The sequence below is a fragment of the Rhodococcus sp. UNC23MFCrub1.1 genome (assembly GCF_000686025.1).
Taxonomy (GTDB): Bacteria; Actinomycetota; Actinomycetes; order Mycobacteriales; family Mycobacteriaceae; genus Rhodococcoides.
On sequence record NZ_JMLQ01000002.1, the window covers coordinates 500,979 to 523,487 of the forward strand.

At 65.4% G+C, this 22,509-nt stretch carries 19 protein-coding genes; 8 read left to right on the plus strand and 11 right to left on the minus strand.

The window, feature by feature from the left end:
* Positions 1-44 precede the first annotated feature (44 nt).
* Positions 45-1,415, plus strand: coding sequence for a cytochrome P450 (locus BR07_RS0107240; RefSeq protein ID WP_027504858.1), 1,371 nt, complete (start codon positions 45-47; stop codon positions 1,413-1,415).
* Between the two features lie 4 nt (positions 1,416-1,419).
* On the opposite strand, the gene BR07_RS0107245 is transcribed toward BR07_RS0107240, so the two are convergent.
* From BR07_RS0107245 to BR07_RS23720, 5 genes are all read right to left on the minus strand, one after another.
* Positions 1,420-1,995, minus strand: a complete 576-nt coding sequence (locus BR07_RS0107245; RefSeq protein WP_027504859.1) for a zeta toxin family protein — start codon at positions 1,993-1,995, stop codon at positions 1,420-1,422.
* A gap of 4 nt (positions 1,996-1,999) precedes the next feature.
* Positions 2,000-2,350, minus strand: a complete 351-nt coding sequence (locus BR07_RS26550) for a TA system antitoxin ParD family protein (RefSeq protein ID WP_052493090.1) — start codon at positions 2,348-2,350, stop codon at positions 2,000-2,002.
* A gap of 69 nt (positions 2,351-2,419) precedes the next feature.
* Entirely contained in the window at positions 2,420-4,309 is a 1,890-nt protein-coding gene (locus BR07_RS0107255; protein WP_231476233.1) for a helicase-related protein, read from the minus strand.
* Between the two features lie 199 nt (positions 4,310-4,508).
* The gene (locus BR07_RS0107260; RefSeq protein WP_155956960.1) at positions 4,509-5,579 is read right to left on the minus strand and encodes an outer membrane protein assembly factor BamB family protein; all 1,071 of its coding nucleotides are present in this window, start codon (positions 5,577-5,579) and stop codon (positions 4,509-4,511) included.
* Between the two features lie 299 nt (positions 5,580-5,878).
* On the minus strand, positions 5,879-7,087 hold the full coding sequence (locus BR07_RS23720) for a hypothetical protein (RefSeq protein ID WP_051613137.1): 1,209 nt from the start codon (positions 7,085-7,087) through the stop codon (positions 5,879-5,881).
* Positions 7,088-7,343: 256 nt separating this feature from the next.
* Between BR07_RS23720 and BR07_RS0107270 the strand changes: the two genes are divergently transcribed.
* Together BR07_RS0107270 and BR07_RS27330 are read left to right on the plus strand one after the other, a co-directional pair.
* The gene (locus tag BR07_RS0107270; protein ID WP_027504862.1) at positions 7,344-7,814 is read left to right on the plus strand and encodes a 5' nucleotidase, NT5C type; all 471 of its coding nucleotides are present in this window, start codon (positions 7,344-7,346) and stop codon (positions 7,812-7,814) included.
* An 86-nt stretch (positions 7,815-7,900) separates the two neighbouring features.
* Positions 7,901-8,551 carry a hypothetical protein gene (locus BR07_RS27330; RefSeq protein ID WP_197027746.1) on the plus strand — a complete coding sequence of 217 codons (651 nt, stop codon included), beginning with the start codon at positions 7,901-7,903 and terminating at the stop codon, positions 8,549-8,551.
* Between the two features lie 8 nt (positions 8,552-8,559).
* Here the strand turns inward: BR07_RS27330 and BR07_RS0107280 are convergent, their stop codons facing one another.
* Both BR07_RS0107280 and BR07_RS0107285 read right to left on the minus strand, forming a co-directional pair.
* Entirely contained in the window at positions 8,560-10,185 is a 1,626-nt protein-coding gene (locus BR07_RS0107280; RefSeq protein WP_027504863.1) for a long-chain fatty acid--CoA ligase, read from the minus strand.
* An 87-nt stretch (positions 10,186-10,272) separates the two neighbouring features.
* Positions 10,273-11,079, minus strand: a complete 807-nt coding sequence (locus BR07_RS0107285; RefSeq protein WP_027504864.1) for an acyl-CoA thioesterase — start codon at positions 11,077-11,079, stop codon at positions 10,273-10,275.
* Between the two features lie 258 nt (positions 11,080-11,337).
* Here BR07_RS0107285 and chvE point away from each other — a divergent pair, with 258 nt between their 5' ends.
* The 5 genes from chvE (at position 11,338) to BR07_RS0107310 (ending at position 18,231) form a co-directional block, all read left to right on the plus strand.
* Entirely contained in the window at positions 11,338-12,474 is a 1,137-nt protein-coding gene (chvE, locus tag BR07_RS0107290; RefSeq protein WP_027504865.1) for a multiple monosaccharide ABC transporter substrate-binding protein, read from the plus strand.
* A gap of 8 nt (positions 12,475-12,482) precedes the next feature.
* Positions 12,483-14,021 carry a multiple monosaccharide ABC transporter ATP-binding protein gene (gene mmsA / locus BR07_RS0107295; RefSeq protein ID WP_027504866.1) on the plus strand — a complete coding sequence of 513 codons (1,539 nt, stop codon included), beginning with the start codon at positions 12,483-12,485 and terminating at the stop codon, positions 14,019-14,021.
* On the plus strand, positions 14,018-15,352 hold the full coding sequence (mmsB, locus tag BR07_RS0107300) for a multiple monosaccharide ABC transporter permease (protein WP_027504867.1): 1,335 nt from the start codon (positions 14,018-14,020) through the stop codon (positions 15,350-15,352). The genes mmsA and mmsB overlap by 4 nt, the downstream gene beginning before the upstream one ends.
* A 61-nt stretch (positions 15,353-15,413) precedes the next feature.
* On the plus strand, positions 15,414-16,424 hold the full coding sequence (locus BR07_RS0107305) for a LacI family DNA-binding transcriptional regulator (protein ID WP_197027747.1): 1,011 nt from the start codon (positions 15,414-15,416) through the stop codon (positions 16,422-16,424).
* Between the two features lie 61 nt (positions 16,425-16,485).
* The gene (locus BR07_RS0107310; RefSeq protein ID WP_027504869.1) at positions 16,486-18,231 is read left to right on the plus strand and encodes a TerD family protein; all 1,746 of its coding nucleotides are present in this window, start codon (positions 16,486-16,488) and stop codon (positions 18,229-18,231) included.
* Between the two features lie 81 nt (positions 18,232-18,312).
* Here the strand turns inward: BR07_RS0107310 and BR07_RS0107315 are convergent, their stop codons facing one another.
* The 4 genes from BR07_RS0107315 to BR07_RS0107330 form a co-directional block, all read right to left on the minus strand.
* On the minus strand, positions 18,313-19,020 hold the full coding sequence (locus BR07_RS0107315; protein ID WP_037184856.1) for an HD domain-containing protein: 708 nt from the start codon (positions 19,018-19,020) through the stop codon (positions 18,313-18,315).
* Positions 19,021-19,040: 20 nt separating this feature from the next.
* On the minus strand, positions 19,041-20,381 hold the full coding sequence (locus BR07_RS27570) for a hypothetical protein (RefSeq protein ID WP_231476234.1): 1,341 nt from the start codon (positions 20,379-20,381) through the stop codon (positions 19,041-19,043).
* A 76-nt stretch (positions 20,382-20,457) separates the two neighbouring features.
* Positions 20,458-21,330, minus strand: a complete 873-nt coding sequence (locus BR07_RS23730) for an HpcH/HpaI aldolase/citrate lyase family protein (RefSeq protein ID WP_081821145.1) — start codon at positions 21,328-21,330, stop codon at positions 20,458-20,460.
* Entirely contained in the window at positions 21,327-22,490 is a 1,164-nt protein-coding gene (locus BR07_RS0107330; RefSeq protein WP_027504872.1) for an acyl-CoA dehydrogenase family protein, read from the minus strand. The genes BR07_RS23730 and BR07_RS0107330 overlap by 4 nt, the downstream gene beginning before the upstream one ends.
* Between the last annotated feature and the right edge of the window lie 19 nt (positions 22,491-22,509).

The following is a 22,509-nucleotide window of genomic DNA, read 5'->3' on the forward strand; positions in this document are numbered from 1 at the left end:
GTCCGGTTCGTGGCAGAGCCGGCCCTGTCGAGGAGCGTGGTGGCGTGGCGTCGGTGTTCGCTCAGCGCGCCAGCTACCAACGGCAGGGAATCCGTTTCATTGGCGGACCGTTGCCGTTGTCGTCGGAACAGAAAGTGTCCGACGCGTTCGGCAAGAAACTCTCGCGCGACTACCTGTTCGTCGACGATCGAGAGTCCGACTTCATCGGTACCTGGCGTGGCAGTCGAGTGCAGCTGTACGCGGTGTCGCGCCGGGCCATCGAAGCGATCGTCAACCCGAAGATCGCCGGTGTGCATATCGATCGTGACACCGCCGCGCAGTATTCGTTCGGACAGCTGAGCCCCGAAGCGCTGACCTTCTCCTCTGCGCAACAGCCCCGTTTCCGCGACCGCAAACGCAACATGATCGTGGCGACGAGCGCCGGGTCCGCCCGTGCAGCGATGACGCGCGCACTGCCGACGCATGTTCGTGCGGACGACGACAGCATCGACCTGCGGCCGATCGTCACCGAGTGCGTCCGGACCGCTGTGGCGGAAGCAGTGTGGGGTGACGCGGCGACGACGGTGATCGACTACGTCGACGAGAGCGGCGCCCATGGGGCGCTGCCGTTTGCGGATGCGATGTACGACAACTTCTTACGGCTCCGACGCTGTGCGAACACCTACGCCATGAGAGTCGAGCCACGGCTGCAACGGTGGACGTTCTCGCAGGAGCAACGGTGGATGCGGACCAACACTCGGACGCTTCTGCAGCACGCCTCGGCTCTGGCGGATACGCCGCTCGACGACACCATCGCCGGCCAGATCAGGCGGTTGCACGGCATCTCGGGGTTCTCGTCGACCATGGTCCGTGACGACACCACGACGTCCTTCATCGCCGGCGTCGACACGACGCGCACGGCCATTCTCGCCACGCTGAAGCATCTGCTCGATCCCGCCAACACGCAGTGGAATGACGCCTTCTCGGCTGTCCCCGTCGAGTCGTTGGGCGATTCTGCAGTGGTCCGCGCGTGCGTGATAGAAGCGTTGCGCATCGACACCCCGGGGTCCGTGTTCAACGGGCGGGTGATCGACGACTGCCGCATCGCGCTCGGTGACGGCAGTGTCGATCTGCACCGTAATACGCTGGTGATGCCGAACATTCATGCCGCGCACGCGGTTCACGGTCCGACATTCGATCCGAACCGGATACTGAACGCCCACGCGACGGATCACGTCGCCCCGCTGGTGATCCCCTTCGGCAAGGGTCCGAGATCGTGCCCTGGCAAGTCGTTCGCGTCGTCGATGATCGCGGTGTTCGTGCACGACTTCCTTCAGGCGTACCCGGACGCCGCGGTGGACACGACGCACCCGGACAACGCCTATCCGATCCACACGTCATCCGAGCATGGTCTGCATATGTCGCTGCGTGGCTGAGGTGTCAGGTCGTCAGTGCGGCGGGAGCCCACGACGGCCATGACGGGTCCCCAACCAGTCGACCATGGTCGTAACGAGCGATAACGCGAAAGGGGTTGCTTGCGTTGGTATTGTCGTAGACGCGGGCATTCTCGACGACATCGATCGCGGATCGAACCAAGGGCCACAGGCGCACGTATCGCTGACGGACCTTTGCCTCGGGCACGGAATGACCGCCGATCTCGACGCGGTTGACGACGCGGGCTACGGCCAGGTCGACCGGAATGGCGACGATATGAAGTGTGACGAGGTACCCGGCCTCGTTCGCCGTCTCGATCAGATCGAGCTTCGACGGATGCGAGAAGACTGTCTCGGTGACGAACGACGCGGCCTGTGCGAGTAAGGCCACCCGCTGTTCGGCGGCCAACCTCGATGCGTCGTACGCGTGCGCTTGTTCGTCACCGGGCCAGTTCTCGGTAGCGATCTCGTCGGCGTTGACGAAGGGAAGATGAGTGACGGGTGCCAGCACCCGAGCAAAGAAGGTGCTCTTGCCGGCGCCGTTCGGGCCGGCAAGTAGGTGCAGGACCGGGTCGCGGGTCATTCCGTCAGGGACGATGCTCGATCACAGCGCCGTCTTCGTCGCATTCGACGAAGGCCCGTCCTTCTGCCTCGAATTCGCTGCGCAGATCCAGGCCTTCTGACATCGCGTCGATTCGCTCGGACCATTCCGCGCGTACGACTGCCTGCTCTCGCGGGGTGAGCGCGTCGTAGTTCTGCCGACCTGCCAATACCCCGGCGATGTCGCGTGAGGCTATGTGATGTGAGGCCTCGATCTCACGCCCGACCAGTGCCCAGTGTGCAATTTGTTGGGCTGCGCTCCGGCTCGACGCACTGCCGACCAGCTTCGCCGATGCATACAGTTCATCGTCGACCCGTAGCGATGACGTCGTACCCATGAGCTGCTCCGTTCGTTGTCGTGCACCTAGTGTAGCAATCTGCCACAGCTATGTACTGCCGGATGATGACTAGCTGTCAGCAGTAACCCGAGCCGCCAGGAACGCTTCCGGATCGATCAGATCGGCCTGACCGACGATCGATCCCAGGTCGGCGATTCGCTCCACTCCGGTCAGCACCATCTCCTCCTCGACGGTCCCCTCGGCGTAGCCGTAGTAGCAGGTGGACGTCGTGTGGTTGTGGTCCTTGTCGATGCGGTTGGCGCGGCCCTCGATCTGGCGGATATCGATGGGTGTCCACCGAGGGTCGTGGATCAGCGTCACCCGCGGCGCGAGCGTGGACGTCGTGCCTTCGGGCAGCAGCATCTCGTTGGTGTGCAGGTTGATGGCGCTCGTTGTGGTCGACACGATGACGGTCGCGTCCCCGGTTTGGAAGCGCCGGATCTCGGCCTCCTGCTCCGGACTGCTCATGCTTCCGTCGACCACCGCAACGGCAAGCCCGCTCTCGCGCAAGTCGTCGGCGAGAGCGGCGACGGACTCGCGGTAGAACATCGACACGAACACCTGGTTGCCGGCCTTCACCCACGTGCGCACTTGGTCGGCGGACGCGGGAATGCGGAGGTACGAACACTTCTGGCGGAACCGCAGCGTTGCAGCGCGAACACTCGGATTCTTCTGCAGCACCCGTTTGCCGCCGGACACCTTCCACATCGGCAGACCGACCTCCTTGCGATAGTCGACCCATGCGGAGTTGTACAGCCGCTTCTGCGCGGCGGTCAGTTCTTGCCCGAGCGGTTCACGTGGTGTGGGCGGGGACGGTCGCGAGATCGACCACGGCACAGCACCTCCCGACAACCACCCGTGCACGGCGGCGATATCGCGCTCGCGACGGGCAGCATCCTCCGGCTCCCAGCGCCACGTGGCCAGCCCTGTCGACGCCTTGCCGGCCTTGATCGCGAAGCCGGACTCTTCGAGGAAGTTGGCCCACTTCACGGTGAGGGCGTAACCGAGCTGGTCGTCGTCGCCCACGATTTCGACGCCGCGTGACTGCTCGATCGCGCGCGCCATGTAGGCGAAGTGCAGCGGTTGATAGCCGGGCGTGGCAGACATCCACACGACCGACCGAGCGGCCTCCTGGTACCGCCACAGAATCTGCGACTGCTGGGACTCGATGTTCATCAGCGCATGGCACTCGTCGGCGATGACGACGTCGATCTCGAACCGGAGTTCACCGAGCGCGATGGTCCGCTTGTTCTGTGTCCGTTTGCGTTTACCCAGATCGGTCTCGGGCGGCACCGAGAGCAGCTTCTTCGTCGACTGGTACGTGATGAGGAGCCACCGTTTACGGTCGGACGGCTCGACGTCGGCCTCACTGTCCGCGATGGTGCGCCGCCACCCCGGCAGCGCACCCTTCGGCGCGACGACCAGCACGGTGCCGATCTCGGCAGCCGACATCTGCCGCACCGCTTCGCAGACGGACAGTGTCTTGCCCAGACCCGTCGAGTCCATCTGCGCGAAGTAGGGGAAGCCCTCATCGAGGGCGGTGAGCTGGCGGCGCACCGACTCGAGCTGCGTCTCCCGTGGCTGCATCGACCGGGGCCGGACAGTCTCCGGTCGCCACGTCTCGTTCGCGTCGTCCTCGAGCCACCGCTGCAGGCTGTACGGGGTGGACTCGTACGGCTGCAGGTACTCGGGCAACTCGGTGCCGTAGTACGCGAACACTCGTGGGCCGGGGTACCAGCGCGCTCCCGCAGCACTCGCTGCGGAGCGTTCCTCGAAGGGAACGTCCAGCACCCACACGCGCTCGCCGGCGTCGGGCACGCGGAGGTCGGGAGCTGCGGTCTTCTTCGCGGGTGCGCGGCGCTTGGTCGGCTTCTTCGCGGTGCCGGCGAACTTCCGGGCTGCGCTGCTCTGCCCGGCCCTCACAGTGCGAGTCGTGGTGGAGCGTCTACGTGGTGGCATCGGGAACATCCTCTCCGATCGCAACTGGTGGTCACGACAAGGGTCGTCGGCGGGAGTGGGGTCCTGTGCCGTGGGAACCAGGCACTGCCGAGAGTGGCATCGACGTCCGACACCGTCGACAAGGTTGGATACGACCGGGCCATATCCAACCTTGTGACCGTAAGGTGGGATATGGCCGAATCGCTACCGGCGAGCCGAGTCAGCTCGGAAGAGGGGCCAGACTGACGATCTCCGATCCTGACTGCAGGATTTGAGCGCCGCCCTCTCCACCGATCATAGTTTCAGGGCTGAGACGCTCGCCCTCCCTGAAATTCTCCAGAGGGGCGGTCCACACCACATCGCCGGAGTGCAGATCGACGGCCACGAGATCGCTTTCGCGCACTGCGATCATCACGTCACCGTCCGTTCCGACCGGCGAGAATGACTCTGCTTCCCACAGCTCTTCACCCGTGATCATGTCGAGTCCGATCATGGACGACTCGCCGGACAGGATCCCGACATCACCGATCACCGACTGCAACGCGCCGTACGTGCTCGCTTCGTTGTAGTCATCCGCGGGACGATCGACGATCAGCTTGTCGTTGCTCCAACGCTTCTCGCCGGTCGTGCGGTCATAGGCGGCGTCACCGAGAACGAAGGGCACGGATTCGTCCGTCGGCTCGTCGATGGTCAGGTACGTCGGCACCTGGTTCGCCGACTCGACGAGTACGTCTCCTGTGCGTGAGTAGGCGATGCCGCCCACCGGCTCGTAGGAATCGCAGTCCAGCCGTGAGCCGATAACGACGTCGCCGAGCGTTCTGTAGCCGCCGGAGAAGCAATCGTCCAGTACGTCGGAGGCCCAGATCTGCTCGCCCGTCTCAGGATCGAATGTCGAGAAGCCGCCGCCGACATCGAAGCGCCCAGTGCCGTCGGCGACTGCGAGCTGATCCGCATACTGGTCCTCCCAGCCGGCCCACGCCTGCAGGGGAGCCGTCCAGTCGGCGGACAGATCGTCCACAGTTCCGCGATGTAAGGTGACGTCCGCGTCTTCCAGGTTGCCGCTGGTCGTATAGATGTGTCCGTTCGAGACTGTCATGGCGAACGTATCCGACGTATCCCCGTGCGTCGCGGACTCGCCGGTCGTGAGATCGAAGGTGCGAAGCGTCGCGTCTTCGGCGTAACTCGGTGTGATGCAGACCAACTGGTTATCGATGGGCTGTTCCGCACACGACTGCAGGTCCGTCGCCGGCACCGACCACTCGAGTGCGCCCGACACGATGTCGATCGACATCAGTCGCGCCTCCGTCGAGGGTCCTTCCGAGTCCACGACGGCGGCGATGGTCAGGAGGTGGTCATCGATTCGGATCGACCCCGCTGCGTAGGGATACATCGACCCCGCTCGCGGGTCGGCGAAACGGGCGCCGTCGAGTCCGCTGTCCGCCGCGTCCAGGGTCCACGCAACCCCCGGTGCCGAGGCAGACGCGTCGGTGATGCGCTTGACGGTCGTCGTTCGGTCCTGAGTGACCACGACGACGGCAGCTGCGACAGAGACGGCAGCGACGGTTCCCGCGACGATCAGACGTGTGTGCATCATTGGGAGATCAACTCCGGGGTGCGGGCGATGCGCTCGAGCTCCGCGGTGTCCCAGGGGTTCTCGGTGGCGAGTGTGATGCCCAGGCCCGACGCGGTGGTGATCGACACCACCGTGCCGGTCTCGATCGGTATGGGACTGAGCACCTGCGGTTCTTCCTGCAGTAGCTCCGGCCGCACCGGGCTCCCGACAGTGACGGTCAGTCGGCCGGCAGCGCTGTTCACGACCTGACAGACTCCGTCACCGTACGGGCTGGAATGTAATGCTCCCAAGGGTGGAACCGGGGCGAGAGCTCCGGTGTCCGCCCGGCCCAGCGCCGCGTTCAGGGAATCCACGACGGGCGCGGTGAAGTCGGTTGCGACTCCGTCGGTGCCCGGGTACGACGTGCATTCGGAGATGTTGCCCGGCGTCCCCGGGGGCGCAGGTGTGGACGTCACGAACGCTGGGTCGGTCGCGATGCGGACCAACGAGTCGATCGAGATCGGCAAGGCGTCCTCAGTACCTGGCGCCGACGCGTAGGCATGGATCCACGATCCGTCCGTGCGGTAGACGCTGGCGCTCCGCATGGAGGTCCGAGCACCGTCGACTTCCTGCCACGTGTCCCGGGTGTCCACCACGGTGCCATCGCTGAGCGACTCACGTTTGTCCAACGCGCCCGCGACGCATGGAGGGATGCCCTCGGTTCGGCGAGAAACGCCGACGCCGATGTATCCGGACCGGTCTCCCTGCACGACATCGAGCAGTGCCGAGGTGGTATCGAACTGCTCTTCTTCGGGCACGTTCTCGTACACCGGGATCGGTTCGAAGTAGGGAAGCCTGCTCTGGCCGATACTGAGATCCGCCGGCAGAGCTTTGAGAAGCGCCTTCGACATGAGGTGCGCTTTCGGACCGGAGAACCATGGCGCTGCCGGATTGTCGTAGGACGACTCTCCTCCGCTCACCACGCTGAAATAGCGCGCGTCCACAGGGGGATCCACCGTGTCGCAGCCCGGAATGGTCGTCGGGTACTCGACGTCGGGCGTCACCAGATCGACATCGGGCACCACTGGGGGAGCAGTCGTCTCGACCGGAGTCACCGGCTGCACCGTCAGCTCCGGTTCCTCCGGCGGGGTTGTCACACCGGCAACGACGATGCCGACCGCGACGATGGACACGACGACGAACGTAGACATCAGCGTGTCGTGGCGTGGCGGTGTCTTCTCGTCCATGGCTCGCTTCTCGCTCGGCTGTGTGAGGACGCCCCTTCATACCACTCGTACTGTTTATGACGCTCGGCGACGAGTCCATGCATGCCTTCAGAGCTCGGACCTCACTTTTTCGGCGCGTGAAACTCGATGCAATTACGCAATCAGTCACAGGTGAATCCACCTGCTCTCGTGGAACATGGGTTGTCGGTGCCCACTGCTATGTTGATGTTGCCTCCACTCGGACGGCAACCCCCTCATTTTTCTCACCGGGAGACGCATGCCTGAAAAGAAGAAGATTCTGTACGTCGACCTCGACAACACGCTCGTCGATTTCCAATCCGGGATCGACCGGTTGCATCCGTCGGAGATCGTGGGTTTCGAGAACGACCTGGACGAGGTTCCGCGCATCTTCTCGCTGATGGATCCGATCAAGGGCGCGTTGGACGCATACGCCCTGCTCGCCGAACATTTCGACACCTACATCCTGTCCACTGCACCATGGAAGAACGCCCAGGCGTGGCACGACAAGGTCAAGTGGGTGCAGTGGCACCTGGGCTACGAGTCGGGGTCGGTGGCCTACAAGCGCCTCATCCTCTCCCACCACAAGAACCTCAACCGGGGAGATTTCCTGGTGGATGATCGACGTGCCAACGGTGCAGAGACATTCGAGGGTGAGCTGATCCCGTTCGGTACCGAGAAATTCGCCACCTGGGACGACGTGACCAACTATCTTCTCCCGCTGGCTTGACCGGCGAGGACGGCCTGTTCGCCACTGCGGCACTTCTCAGCAGGACGGGCGACCTGGATGAGTCGAGCGCACCCACCCCGTGGCTGGTGAGGCAAGTCCTTGCATCGCAGCACGATGTCGAGCAGTTGGCCCACTGGACGTCGTCGACGGTGATCGACGACAACGTGCAGGCACCGGTGTTCGACGAGGCGACCTTCGCCTGGCTCCACAGAGGGCTGACCGATGTCTACGACTTCCCCATCGGCCATGCGGGACTGATGCACACGTACGGCTACCTGCTGTCGACAGTGGTCACCCCGTACGGACTGAAACGTCAGAGGTGGCTCACGAGCGACCTGGCCGTCGCCTTTGGCAAGGAGCCCACTTGCCTTCAGCCGACGGCATCCGAGACCCCTCTGATGGAGCGCGTCGCATCCACGGTCCTGCCGGCGCTCAGCGATCCGGTCGGAACCACACGAGTCGTCCTCGCCTTCGACGAGGTGGTCGACACCGCCAACGCGATGCGCACCGTCTACGTCGCCGATCCCCTAAGCGGTTCGACCGCAGTCGTGTACGGACTGGTGACGAGTTCGACGGCCCAGATCGTCTCGACCTTCCCCGTCCAGCCCCTGACAGAAGAGTGGGCGCGGACTCGACTGAGTGAGCCGACCCGGTACCGCTTCAACTACGCCCCACCCGCAGCTCCACCGGGGAGTGCCTTCGAGGGGTCCACGGACCTCCTGGTCTCCCGCGTCTGACGTTCGCGTCAGCCGACCTCGACGACCTCCAGCGCACCGTCCGCATGCGACCCGCGCAGCCGCTTCTTGTCGAACTTGCCGACACTCGTCTTCGGCACCTCGTCGATGAAGGTCCAGCGTTCCGGCAACTGCCAGTGCGCAACTCGGCCGTCGAGGAAGTCGCGGAGCTCCTCCGCGGTCACGGTCTGACCCTCGCGCACGACGACGGCGACGAGTGGTCGCTCGTCCCACTTCTCGTCGGGCACACCGATGACCGCGGCCTCGCGCACAGCGGAATGCTCCATGACGTGGTTCTCGAGCTCGACGGACGAGATCCATTCCCCACCGGACTTGATGATGTCCTTCGACCGGTCCGTCAGCGTCAGGTATCCGCCCTCGGAGATGGTGCCGACATCGCCGGTCCGCAGCCACCCGTCGTCGAACTTGTCGGACGCGTCGCTGCGGTAGTAGCTGCCCGTGATCCACGGCCCGCGCACCTCGAGTTCGCCGACGTGCGTGCCGTCCCACGGCAGGACGGTGCCCGAATCGTCGACCAGGCGAGCGCGGACAGCGGACACGAAACGTCCCTGAGTGCAACGCAAGTCGAACTCGTCCTCCGGAGACAGTCCGACGTCGGGGCGCCCGGACGTGCCGAGCGGCGACGTCTCCGTCATGCCCCACGCCTGGGAGATGGGTACGCCGTACTTCTCGTGGAACGCCCGCATCAGGCTGGGCGGGCAGGCGCTGCCGCCCACGGTGACGTCGCGCAGGCTCGACAGGTCCGCCGGGTGGTCCTCGAGGTGGGCGAGCAGTGCCTGCCAGATGGTGGGGACAGCGGCGGCTGCGGTGGGTCGCAGCGTCGTCATCATCTCTGCCAGAGGCGCCGGTTGCAGGAAGCGATCCGGCATGATGAGCGACGCCCCCACCATCAGCGCGGCGTACGGCAGTCCCCAGGACATGGCGTGGAACATCGGCACGATGGCGAGCACGGTGTCCGACTGCGCGAGCGCCATGGCATCGGTCATGCAGACCTGCATCGAGTGCAGCCAAATCGATCGGTGCGAGTAGACGACGCCTTTCGGGTCACCGGTGGTGCCCGAGGTGTAACACATTGCTGCAGCGGATCGTTCGTCGAGCTCGGGCCAGTCGTACTCGTCGGGGTGGCCTGCGAGCACGTCCTCGTAGCCGAGCACCTCGATGTGGTCCGGTGCCTGCACCTGTGCGGGGTCGGCGCCCACGACGACGAGGTGCCGCACGGTCGTCATGGTCGGCAGGAGCGGCGTCAGCAGGGGGAGCAGACTGGCGTCGGCGATGATGACGCTGTCCTCGGCGTGCTCGACGATGTACGTGAGCTGCTCGGGGAACAGGCGGATGTTCAGCGTGTGCAGCACGGCACCCATGGCCGGCACGGCCATGTAGGCCTCCATGTGCTGCGAGTTGTTCCACATGAAGGTTGCGACGCGCTGGTCCCCGTCGATCCCGAGCGCTCGAAGACCGTGGGCGAGTCTGGCGGCGCGTCGACCGAGCTCGGCGAACGTGATGTTCGACGGCCCCGCCTCGCTCCACGTGGTGATCGTCGCCGATGCGTGCATCGACGTGCCGTATCGAACGAGCTGGCCGATGGACAACGGGGTGTCCTGCATGGTGCTCTTCATGACTCTCCTGCTGGTCGATCCGCGAGGCGCACGACCTACGTGCCCTGTGTCACATTGTGCACACTGCGGCTCGGCAGGGACCCGATATCAGTCCTTGTAGTAGACGACCTGGTGTCCGGTGGCGAGGAGAGTGCCGCTGGTGCTCCACAGCTCGGCGGTCTGGTCGAAGTAGCCCTGATGGAATCGTCGTGCGTGCGCGGTCCCGAGGACGTACCCGTCGGACTGCGCCGCCAGATCCTCCGCCGTCGCGAAGTAGTGCACGGTGAGCGAGATGGTTCCGGCGGCGACGTACTTCCCGCGCCGCTGGAAGACCCGCGGGTAGAAGATATCGCTCATCGACGTCAGGGACGCGAAGTCCATCGGGCGCGGGGGAGAGTCCCGGACCCACAGCGTCGCAACGGAATCGGCGGACTCTGTCTCGGTCAATGCGCCGGCGGTGAACCGCATCTCGTAGTTGTTCGCCCAGGCGATGAACTCGGGGAAGTCGATCGTGTCGACGTCCGCGGGGTCGGGCATCGCGGGCGGCGACGACTCGAGGGCGTCCCAGGTGGTGCGGCGCGTACCGAAGACCGCGGTCGCGGTGGTGGCGACCGTGCCGTCCTGGCTCAGTTCCAGGTACCAGTGCTGGTTGCTGCGATTCGTCCGCACGGCGCGAGTGGAGATCTCGAACTCGCCCTCGGCGATGGGCCCCGCGAAGTTCACGGTCAGCGTCACCGGGTCGCCCAGTCGGTCGGGATGAAGCTCGACGGCCCGGACCAGCGTCGCGGCGGTGAGCCCGCCGAAGGGGCCGACCATGTTGTTGTACGGCGCGGAGGTCCGGCCGCGGTAGCGACCGTCGCCCAGAGGCTCGAGGGTGAGGCCGTCGTCGAAGGCGTGCGATCCGGGGTGAGTCATGAGTCGTCCTGATTCGGTAGTTGTATGCACAGAAGCATAACGGTGGTCTGAGCGGGGTGGTGACACCGCGGATCGACTCGCGGACTCTGTTAGCGCTAACACATCGCAAAGTCCAGTTCGGAGGACCCGTTGACATCGTCGATGTTATCGCTCACACTCGCTGGGCGGTGTGATTCACACCACTCGACAGCAGCATGATCCGCAGCACGGCGAATCGAATGCCGGCCCTGCCGACCAGCCACCACCCGAGGAGACACGATGAAGTTCCGACACCTACCGGTGGCTGCGGCCGCGGTGGCGATAGCGATCACGGTGACCGCGTGCGGGTCCAGCACGAAGACTGCCGACGTCGCCCCCTCGGCGGGAGGCGACACGGCCGGCGCCCTGATCGGCGTCACGATGCCGACGAAGTCGTCCGCCCGGTGGATCGCCGACGGCGACAACCTCAAGAGCGCGCTGGAGTCGAAGGGCTACAAGGTCGATCTGCAGTACGCGGAGAACGACATTCCCACCCAGGTCAACCAGATCGAGAACCAGATCACCCAGGGCGCGAAGCTGCTGATCGTGGCGTCCGTCGACGGCACCGCCATCACCACGCAGCTGCAGGAAGCCAAGGACAACGGCATCGGCGTCATCGCGTACGACCGCTTGATCCGCAACTCGCCGAACGTCGACTACTACGCCACCTTCGACAACTACAAGGTCGGCGTCGACCAGGCAACGTCGCTGCTGGTCGGCCTGGGCCTGAAGAACGAGGACGGCACCGACAAGGCCGACGCCCCCGCCGGACCGTTCAACATCGAGGTCTTCGCCGGTTCACCCGACGACAACAACGCCACCTTCTTCTTCGACGGTGCCATGGAGACCCTGAAGCCGTATCTGGACAAGGGAACCCTGAAGATCGGCAGCGGCGAGTCCGACTTCGAGACGGCCGCGACCCTTCGCTGGGACCCGGCCACCGCGCAGAAGCGCATGGAGGACCTGCTGACCAAGACGTACTCGTCGGGCCAGAAGGTGCAGGGCGTGCTGTCCCCGTACGACGGCCTGTCGATCGGAATTCTGTCCGCGCTGAAGAGCAACGGGTACGGAACTGCCGGTCAGCCCTACCCGATCGTCACCGGCCAGGACGCCGAGGTGCCGTCGGTGAAGTCCATCATCGCCGGTGAGCAGTACTCCACCATCTACAAGGACACGCGCGAGTTGGCTGCGGTCACGATCCAGATGGCGCAGGCGGTGCTCGACGGCCAGACGCCCGAGACCAACAACACGACCGACTACGACAACGGCGAGAAGGTCGTTCCCGCATACCTGCTGCAGCCCGAGATCGTCTACAAGGACAACTACGAGAAGCTTCTCGTCGAGGGCGGCTACTACACCCAGGATCAATTGAAGTGAGTTCGGTGATGACGAGCCAGATCTTGGAGATGCGCGGGATCACCAAGACGTTCCCGGGCGTGAAAGCACTGCAGGATGTCACCTTGACGGTGGAGCGCGGCGAAATACACGCGATCTGCGGCGAGAACGGCGCGGGAAAGTCCACGCTCATGAAGGTTCTGTCGGGTGTGTATCCCCATGACACATTCGACGGCGACATCGTGTTCGACGGTCAGGCCTGCGAGTTCTCCGACATCCGGAGCAGCGAAGCCAAGGGCATCGTCATCATCCACCAGGAACTCGCGCTCAGTCCGTATCTGTCGATCGCCGAGAACATCTTCCTCGGCAACGAGCGGTCCAAGCGTGGGTTCATCGACTGGAACCGCACCAACTCCGAGGCCGCAGCCCTACTGAACCGTGTAGGGCTGCGGGAGAACCCGGTCACCGTCGTCAACGACCTCGGTGTCGGAAAGCAGCAACTCGTGGAGATCGCGAAGGCACTGTCCAAGGACGTGACGCTGCTGATTCTCGACGAACCGACCGCAGCGCTGAACGACTCGGATTCCACCCATCTGCTCGAGCTGCTGCGCGGGCTGCGGGACGAGGGCATCACGTGCGTGATCATCTCGCACAAGCTCAACGAGATCGCGGCCATCGCCGACCGGACCACGATCATCCGTGACGGTCGGACCATCGAGACACTGGACATGCGTGACCCGGACGTCACCGAGGATCGCATCATCTCGCTCATGGTCGGCCGCGATCTCGAGCACCGCTTCCCGCCGCACGAATCGACGGTGGGGGAGGAGGTGCTGCGGATCGAGGACTGGACCGTGCACAGTCCCACCCAGCACGGCCGCATGGTCGTCGACAAGGCGAACCTCACGCTGCGACGCGGCGAGATAGTCGGCCTCGCCGGTCTGATGGGTGCCGGCCGTACGGAGCTGGCCATGAGCGTCTTCGGGCGCAGCTACGGCACGGACATCACCGGGCGGCTGTACAAGTACGGCACAGAGATCCACATCAAGTCGGTCAACGACGCGATCGACCACGGCCTCGCGTACGCGACCGAGGATCGCAAGCGCTACGGGCTCAACCTGATCGACGACATCAAGCGCAACATCTCCACCGCGGCCCTGGACAAGTTGGTCGCTCACGGATTCGTCGACGACAACCACGAGTACGAGGTTGCCGAGGGTTTCCGCAAGAGCATGAACATCAAGGCCCCCAACGTGGACGCCGTCGTCGGCAAGCTGTCCGGTGGCAACCAGCAGAAGGTCGTGTTGAGCAAGTGGATCTTCAGTGATCCGGACGTGCTCATTCTCGACGAGCCGACGCGAGGAATCGACGTCGGCGCCAAGTTCGAAATCTATTCGATCATCAACAGCCTCGCCGATGCAGGAAAGGCCGTTCTCGTGATCTCGTCCGAGCTGCCCGAACTGTTGGGGCTGTGCGATCGGATCTACGCGCTGTCCGCAGGCCGCATCACCGGTGAGGTGACTCGGGAGGACGCGACGCAGGAATCTCTCATGCATCTCATGACCCGTGGAACAGGAGTACTTCGATGAATCAGCTGTCGACCGTCCGGGGGCTGCTCACGCGAAACCTCCGCCAGAGCGGAATTTTCATCGCCTTCGCGTTGATCATCCTGCTCTTCACCGCGCTCACCGGTGGACAACTTCTGGTGCCGCAGAACATCAGCAACATGGTGGTGCAGAACTCCTACATCCTGATCCTGGCCATCGGCATGGTCGTGATCATCATCGCCGGCCACATCGACCTGTCGGTGGGATCGGTGGTCGCGGCCACCGGCGCCATCGCGGGTGTTCTCATGGTCCAACAGAACGTTCCGTGGCCGCTGGCGGTGCTGATCACGCTCGTCGTGGGCGGACTGATCGGAGCCTGGCAGGGCTACTGGGTCGCGTACTTCGGCATCCCCGCGTTCATCGTGACTCTGGCGGGCATGCTCGTCTTCCGCGCAGTCACCCTGATCGTGCTCGGCAATCAGGGCATCGGGCCGTTCCCCGGTCCGGTGCGGACACTCTCCAACGGCTTCCTTCCCGGATTCCTGGGCAACGTCGGCCTCGGACCCCTCGGCGGCGCCGACATCTTCACGCTGCTGGTCGCCATCGCCGCCATCGGCGGAATCGTGTTCAGCCAGTGGCGGACTCGAACCGGACGTCAGAAGTACGGCCAGGTCGTCGATGCACTGCCGCTGTTCCTGGCCAAGGTCACCTTCGCCGGACTGCTCGTGCTGGCGATCGCCGTGCAGCTGGCCCGCTTCAAGAACCTGCCGTACGTGTTGATCCTCCTCGCGGTACTGGTGATGGGGTACTCGACACTGGCGGGCAAGACCGTGTTCGGCCGGCACGTCTACGCCATCGGCGGCAACATCCACGCCGCATCGCTCTCCGGCATCAAGGTCAAGCCGGTCACGTTCTGGCTGTTCGTGAACATGGGTGTCCTGTCGGCCCTGGCGGGAATCATCTTCGCCGGCCGACTCAACCAGGCCGGCCCCACCGCAGGCAACGGATTCGAGCTCGACGCCATCGCGGCCGCGTTCATCGGTGGCGCAGCCGTGCAGGGTGGCGTCGGGCGCATCGTCGGTGCACTCACCGGCGGACTGATCATCGCCGTCATCAACAGCGGGATGTCGCTCATCGGATCACCCAGCGAGCGAGTCCAGTTGGTCAAGGGCCTCGTCCTTCTCGCGGCCGTCGCCTTCGACATCTGGACGAAGCGTCGAGCCGCCAGCGGACGCGGGGGTGGACCGGACAAGGCCGAGAAACCGGCGCCGTCCACTTACATGGGTCTCCCGGTTCCGGCCGAGATGTTGGGCGGTTCCACCGACACGAAAGCTGCCCCCGCAGCCACCGCGTCGCCGCCCGTGTCGAGGTAGATCGGCGCGGCGGGGCAGAACCTGCGATCCTGGACGACGGACGAGTGAACTGGGGGGAACTGTGACGCCGATTCGAGGGCCGGCCATGACGGACGTGGCCAAACTTGCCGGGGTGTCCCACCAGACCGTCTCGCGGGTGATCAACGGTCATCCCCACGTCACCGACGCGACCAGGGCGCGGGTCACGCAGGCCATCACCCAGCTGGGCTATCGGCCCAACACCGCGGCTCGGGCTCTGGTCACCGGAAGCAACCGCACCATCGGCATCGTCGCGACGGGAGTTGCTCTGCACGGACCGGTCTCGACGCTGTACAGCGTCGAGCGGGCCGCCCGGCAAGCCGGCTACTCGGTGCTGGTGGGGGTTCCGACCTCGCTGGAGGAGGACGCCATCAACGCGTGCGTTCGGAGTCTGCACAAGCAGGGTGTCGACGGGGTGGTCGTGGTCGCGCCACTGCGTACCGACAACGGCGACATCGCGGGGCTGGCCGGCGAACTGCCGCTCGTCGCGGTCGAGGGATCGCCCGCCGGAGATCTCGCGGTGGTGTCCGTCGACCAGGTCCTCGGAGCGAGGGACGCCACGTCGCATCTCCTGGAACTCGGGCACCGAGAGGTGTGGCACGTGGCCGGGCCTCTGGGGTGGTACGAGGCCGCGGACCGGGTGAGCGGGTGGCGGTCGGTGCACGAGGAGCGGGGGATCGATCCGCCGCCGATGATGAACGGGGACTGGACCGCCCGGTCGGGCTACGCGGCCGGCACCGTCCTCGCGCAGATCAAAGGTGTCACCGCCGTGTTCGCGGGAAACGACTCCATGGCGCTCGGAGTGCTGCGCGCACTCGACGCCCACGGGCGACGGGTTCCCGAGGACATCAGCCTGGTCGGTTTCGACGATGTCCCCGACGCCGAGTTCTACTCACCGCCGCTCACCACGATCCGCCAGGAATTCAGCGAGGTGGGCGTCCGGAGCGTCGAGATCCTGCTCGAGCAGATCGAGTCCGGTAAGTCGAGCACCCGACGCTTCAGCATCGCCCCCAGCCTGGTCACCCGAGCGAGCACGGCTGCGCCGGCCGACTGAGATGTCGTAGTCGTCGTGCATAGTGACCGGGCAGTCTGTTTCCTCGCGAAGGTGGATGTCCATGCGCAGTGCAACCTCGGTGCCCGACGACCGCTGGGTCGTGGTCGACGTCGAGACGTCAGGGCTGAAGGCGAACCGTGACCGGGTGCTGAGTGTTGCTGCCCTGACGCTGGACGATCACGGACGCGTCGCGAGTGAGATGTCGACTCTCGTCAACCCCGGGTGCGATCCCGGCCCGGTCCACATTCACAAGCTGACACCCGAGCGGTTGGCCGGCGCTCCGCGCTTCGAGGACATCGCGCCGCAGCTCATGTCGATGCTCGACGGACGCACGATGGTGGCGCACAACGCGAGCTTCGATCACGGATTTCTGAAGCTCGAATCCATGCGCGCCGGTCTGGACATGCCGACGCGTCAGCGGTTGTGCACGTTGGCTCTGTCCCGACGACTCCAGCCCGACCTCTCGAATCACAAGTTGTCCACCCTCGCCGCGCACTGGAAGGTGATGCAGTCGCGGGCGCACGACGCCTACGACGATGCCCACGTCCTGGCGCAGATCTTCACTCACAGCTCTCGGCTGGCACGCTCACTCGATCTGCCACTTCCGGTCGTCACCTGCAGTGACCGCCTGACGCTCTACCCGGACTCCATCCCTCGAACACAGTGCGCCTGGGAGAACCCCGGACGGCTCGACGTCGCACACGGGCTGGTTCAAGGAATGCGCGTCGTCATCAGCGGCGACACGCGCATCCCACGACTCCGTCTGGCCGAGCAGTTGACCGAGGCCGGCCTCGACGTCATGAACTCCGTCAGCAGGTACACCAGTGTCGTCGTCTGTACCGATCCCGCGTCGGAGAGCGTGAAAGTGACTCGGGCTCGCTCACAGGGCATTCCGGTGATCACGGAGCACGTGCTGCACGATCTGGTGCGCGTCGTTCGCCCCGGCACCCGGAAGGGCCCCCGGAAGCCCGTCGTGGCGACGATGCCTCTGCCCGCGCCGTCCGCCGCACCGTGGGCGACTCGCCGTGTCCTGGTGATGGGAGGTTCCCACGCGGAGTCGGTGCTCATGCGGTCGCGACTGATCCAGCTGGGAGCCACCCCCGCTGTCAATCTGAGTGCGGGCGTGACCGACGTACTCCTGCTCTCCCATGGCGACGGTGACCCGCGCATGCCACGCGTACGGGAACGACAGCTGACGACACTGTCCTCGATCGACGTGGACAGGGCTTTGAACCTCGACGAGGTGACGCCGCGCGCCGAGGTCATCACCCGGCCGTCGATGGCCCCGCTGGTTCCGCGCGGAGGCGTCGTCGATCTGCCGGAGAACACCACCGTGGTGACGGTGGACGCATCGTGGCGCGCCGCCGACACAGATCCCATCGCCGTCGACGTGGTCGCATTCCTGACGACAGCGGATGAGGTGGTGTCCAGCGACGAGGACTTCGTGTTCTACAACGCCCCGTCCACGTCCGACGGGGCCGTGGTGCTGTCCCTCGACGGGGACAGTGAGCAGGGCGTCCGCATCGACCTGAGTGTCGTGCCGGACGACATCGAGCGCATCGTGATCGCCGCAGCGATCGAGAACGAGCACACCTTCGGTGATGTTGGTGCCGTGTCGATCTCGCTCTCCACGCCTGAATCGCGCGTCGCCACTGCAGTGTTGGACGCCGCGACCACCGAGCGGAGCCTCATTCTGACCGAGATCTACCGACGGGGCACCGCATGGAGGTGTCGAGCAGTGGGGCAGGGGTACGACGACGGCCTCGCGGATCTGGCGACTCGGTACGGGGTCGTCGTCGACGACTGATTCGCGCCCGCACCAGCCGTCCGCGCGCGGCGCAACCCTCGCGGCTGACCGGAAGTCGAGCGGATCGGGCGGGGCGGGACGTCAGCCCGCCGTCTGTTCCTTGATGGACGCCAGGTGATCGCGCAGATCTGCCATCCCATCGGCTGTGAGTCCGAGTGCCTCGCCGTGCTCGGTGGCGGCCGCCTCGAAGACGGTCACGAGGGGTGCGTACTTGCGAAGCAGCTTCGTCCGCTTCGCTTCGTCGACCAGATACTTCAGGCTGCCGGCGTTGTCGACGAAGTCGGACACCTTCACCAGAAACACCTTCGGATCGCGGATCACCGCCGTCACGTGTTCGACGTACTGCGCGGCACGGTCCTCGCCGGTGCGCGGCGGGGTGGTGACAGCCACGACGAGGCGTGCGACCTCCGCACCGAAGTGTGCCTCGAGTGCGCCGAGAGCCTGGCTCCCGCCGAGTAGATCGACGATGCGGTCGGACTGATCCTCGACGGTGTCGTGCAGGGCCGTGGCCACGAGTACGTCGAGATCAGCACATCCGTACCTCATGAGACGCAGCACGTTTCGAGACGGGTGCGTGATGTACGGATCGTTGATCTGATCGCCGCGAGTGGTGCGGCGCTGCATCAGATGGGCGTAGGACGCCACGGCGAGAGCATCCTCGAGCGGTGAGGTCTCCAGTCCTCGACCGCGCTCCTCGTACCGGATGGCGTGGGCGAGCAGTGACGGGTCCATCTCCTTCAACGGCACGTCATTCAGTGCGCGAGTGAGGGCGTCGGACGTCGATGTCATGGGGTCCTCTCGTGGGACTGTCAGGAGGTGCGGGGGAGTTCGTCGACGAACTCGTAGGAGCAGCCCAGCGCACTGCGCTCGTCGGTCACGCCGTTCTGCCGGAACCACGCGACGCACGCGTTGGCGATGAGCTGGGTATCGCGGCTGAACAGATAACCGTCCGTGCAGTCGTCGAAGTGGTCGTCGTGATGCCAGTGGTCCAGCTCCAACCCCTCGACACCATGGTCGACCAGTCGGAGTCGCTGGAGAACGGCTCGCGATCGGCGCACCATGTACACGCCGTCGTCGAGGACGTGGATCTGCGCGTTGAACACGTCCCCCTCGTCGTCGGGGTCGTAGTCGCTGGGACCGAGTTCGATGATCAGGCCGGCGGGCTTGTCGAACATCGATTCCATCAACCATGCTGCGGTGCCCTCGGAGTCGTCGACGGGCAGAACTCGGCCGTATCCGTCGGTGATGTTGTCGAGGAGTCCACCGCGGGGCAGGGGAGCGATCCATGCGTCGATGGCGTCGCCGTTCCTCCGAAGGTTCGCAACGCCGTCGTCGGTCAACCAGGCGGGGCCGTGGAAGAACTGCTCGACGCCCGACATGCCGTCGGAGTTGGTGTACTTCGCGTACCAGTTGTCCAGGTCGACATCCTTGTCGGTGACGACGACGCATCTGGTGCCGTCGATGCGGAGTGCGTACTGCCACTGCGGGATTGCCGTCGGCCGATTGTCGACGCGCGGACGAGAGTGCTCTCGTTTCCATACCGCGGTCTCGACCGTCCTGATGCGTGTGATGGACCACGCGTTGCTGATGACATGGAGGGATTTGGCGGTGAGTTGGCAGGCCCAGGAGACGTCCCAGTCGCGCCTCGACACGATGATGTGCCGACGCCCGTTGTCGGCGACGACGACGTCCGCGCGTTCCCTGGACCGGAAGTAGTCGGACAGCTCCACGTCATCGACGAGCTCGTCGTACGGCTCGATTTCGATGATGACGGTGTACCGCGTGCCCTCACTCGCCGGCAGTCGGCGAGTGCGGGGGAGGCGACTGTCGGCCATGTGAGGGCTGGTGGACCAGAGGTCCGACCGGCTCGTCTCGACACCGAGGACGCTCCACTCCTCTGCGAGCCTGTCGACAGCATGGAGAGCAGCATGTCCGGAGACCCACCATCCGCTGCCGGGTACGTCGAGGACGACGCGTGCATGACCGAGTAGGGATCGGTCGATCCTGGCCGCGTCGTCACCGACCTGGTGCAGCAGCTGGAGGTACTCGTCCGGTTCGATCTGGTCGAAGGGCCGGTCGATCTCGACGGCGACGGTGAATCCGGGGTTGCCGGCGGGGATACCGCCAAAGCCGCGACTGTCGTGGTCCATGGGGTTCTCGATTCTGTGCGAACAGCTAGCTCGACGTCGGAGAACCGAGCGTCGGTGGCAGGAATCATCCGTCTGCCTACTCACTGCTTACAGCAGGGCACCGACATGTTTCGGGCCCGACCCCACTTGCCCTATACGCGCGCTCCATCACCCGTCGTGCCCGCTTCGCGACTGCCTCGTCGATGAGGTGACCGTCCTGGTCGACCCCGGCCCCACCGGACTCGAGGGCGGAGAGCACGGCGCGTGCTCGGGTGACGTCCTCGGGCGTGGGCTCGAACACCGCGCGCGCCGCCGGGACCTGGGCCGGGTGGATGCACGCGCGGCCCACGAAGCCGAGACGCGACAGCGACTGCGTGTCCGCGGTGAACGCGTCGAGGTCGCGGAAGTTGCGGGACACGGCCCCCAGCGGGGGGAGGAGGCCTGCGGCGGCGCTGGCCGCGACCACCTGTGACCGCGCGAACAGCAGCGCGCTGGGGTCCGATTCGCCGTCGATACCGAGGTCGACGGCGAGATCGGCCTCACCGATCTGCAGGAAGCGCACGCGGGGTCCTTGCGCGATGGCGAGCGCGTCGAACAGCGCCGCACCCGTCTCGAGCAACGGCGACACCGCGGCGTGTGGACACACGTCGGCGAGCACCCGATCGGCGATCGCGATCTCCTCGGGTGACCCCACCTTGGGGAGCCACACCCCGGTCAGCCGGGCATGCGCCACCGCGCGAATGTCGGCCTCCTGCAGCGGGCCCGGGTTGACGCGCACCCACACCTCGACGTCACCGGGCTCGCACGTAGCGACCCAGGCGGCGACCTCCGCGCGTGCGGAGTCCTTGTCCCGCAGAGCGACTGCATCCTCGAGATCGAGCACGACGGCGTCCGCACCCGAGGCGAGCGCCTTGTCGAAGCGGGCCGGCATGTCGCCGGGGACGTAGAGGTAGGTGAGCGCCCCACTCACCCGATCACGCTCGATCCCGCGACCAACGACTTCGCGATGACGGTGCGCATGATGTCGTTGGTTCCCTCGCCGATGGCCATGAGCGGCGCGTCGCGGTAGAGACGCTCGACGACGAACTCGGTCGAGTAGCCGTAGCCGCCGTGAATGCGCATGGCCTCGAGGCTGGCGGTGATGGCGGCCTCCGACGCGAAGTACTTGGCCATGCCCGCCTCCATGTCGACGCGCTTGCCCGAATCTGCCTGCGATGCAGCCCAGTAGGTCATGAGTCGGGCCGCCTGCAGCTGCGTGGCGATGTCGGCGATCTTCAACTGGATCGCCTGGAACTCGGCGATGGGCTGCCCGAAGGCGGTGCGCTCCTTCGCGTACTGCAGCGCGGCGTCGTAGGCCGCCTGCGCGATTCCCACACTGCGACCCGCGATGTTGAGTCGACCGATCTCGAGTCCGGACAACGCCTGCTGCAGTCCACGGCCCTCGACGCCGCCGAGGAGTGCGTCGACCGGCACCCGAACGTTGTCGAAGCTGATCTCACACGACTCGGTGCCCTTGTAACCGAGCTTGCCCATGTCACGCTGGACCTCGAAACCCTCACTGGTGGTGTCGATGAGCAGCAGGCTCATGCCCTTGTGGGGAGGGGTGGCGGAGGTGTCGGTCTTCACCAGCACGGGCAGGACGTTCGCATGCCGCGCGTTGGTGATCCACGTCTTCGCGCCGTTCACGACGTAGTGGTCGCCGTCGCGCTTGGCGGTGGTCTTGATGCCCTGCAGGTCCGTGCCCGCACCTGGCTCGGTGAGGCCGACGCCGGTGCGCCACTCACCCGTGGCCAGCTTCGGGAGGAGAGACTGCTTCTGCTCGTCCGTGCCGTGCTTGGCGATCATCCAGCACGAGAGGTTGTGGCTGCCGACGATGCCGGCAATGCCCATCCATCCACGCGCCAACTCCTCGTAGACGAGAGTGAAGGAGACCTTGTCGAGTTCGAGGCCGCCGTACTCCTCCGGCGTCGTGATCCCGAACAGGCCCATTGCCTTCATGTGGTCGACGATCTCCGTGGGGTAGCGGCCGGTCTTCTCCCATTCGTTCGCGACCGGGACGATCTCCTTGTCCACGAAGGTGCGCAATGCCTTACGGAACGCCGTCTGCTGTTCGTCGTACGTGAAATCCATGGTGGTGTCCTTCTTCCAG